The sequence below is a fragment of the Sinomonas humi genome (assembly GCF_000802235.1).
In the GTDB taxonomy this organism is placed as follows: Bacteria; Actinomycetota; Actinomycetes; order Actinomycetales; family Micrococcaceae; genus Sinomonas; species Sinomonas humi.
In genome coordinates, this window is record NZ_JTDL01000004.1 from 1 (window position 1) to 699 (window position 699).

1 protein-coding gene and 1 pseudogene are annotated in these 699 nt (G+C 64.2%); both read right to left on the reverse strand.

Annotated elements, in window-relative coordinates; genetic code table 11:
- A pseudogene (locus LK10_RS00640) lies at positions 1 to 168 on the reverse strand (IS256 family transposase); the annotation flags it as partial.
- Positions 169 to 229: 61 nt separating this feature from the next.
- Entirely contained in the window at positions 230 to 406 is a 177-nt protein-coding gene (locus LK10_RS21605) for a hypothetical protein (protein ID WP_156143967.1), read from the reverse strand.
- Positions 407 to 699 lie beyond the last annotated feature (293 nt).

Below are 699 nucleotides of genomic sequence, written 5' to 3' on the forward strand. Positions count from 1 at the left end.
GTGCTCGGTGATCTCGGCTTCGAGCGCGGTCTCCAGCACGCTCTTGGTCAACCCGGCCAGCAGCCCGCCCGGGCCCACCAGGCTCACGCCCTGCTCGCGCGCCTGCTCCAGCAAAGACTCAGCGAGCTCCTTTTGATCGATGATCTCTCCCGTCACGGGATCGATCATGTCGGTGGTCTCGGTCATTGCCCTTCCTTTCGGTCAGGCCACGCCGTTCACACCGTTTTTCTTACAGTCCCTCAGGGTCATCGAAGCGGTACGTGCCCAGGCGATCCAGTTCCGCATCAGGACTGAGTTCAGCGCCAGAGGGGACGTCAGCGTGCGCCGCCCAGGGCTGCCGTGGGAGCCACGCATTGAGGAGTTCGAGCTTGCCGGGGACGAGGGTTGCCTCGTGGATGATCGCCACGAGGCACATCCTAACCAGGGAGGGGATCACCTATGCGTACGACGACGGAGGGCACCTTCCGTCGAAAAGATGCCCTCCGTCGTCGTACCCGAAGCGCCCCGGAGCGGCAGTTGGCGTACCCGAAACGGACTCAGCGGTCGTTGTCAAGCTGCTTGGAGTCGGTCGGGGGGTGTTTCCGAGGGTGGGTTGGCAAGGTTGATGCCAACGGTGCTCGGTGGGGCAGGGGTCTTTGGACGACTGCGGAAGCGTTCGGGGTGTGCGTTGTAGTAGGCCTGGTGGGCGTGGTCGCGTCG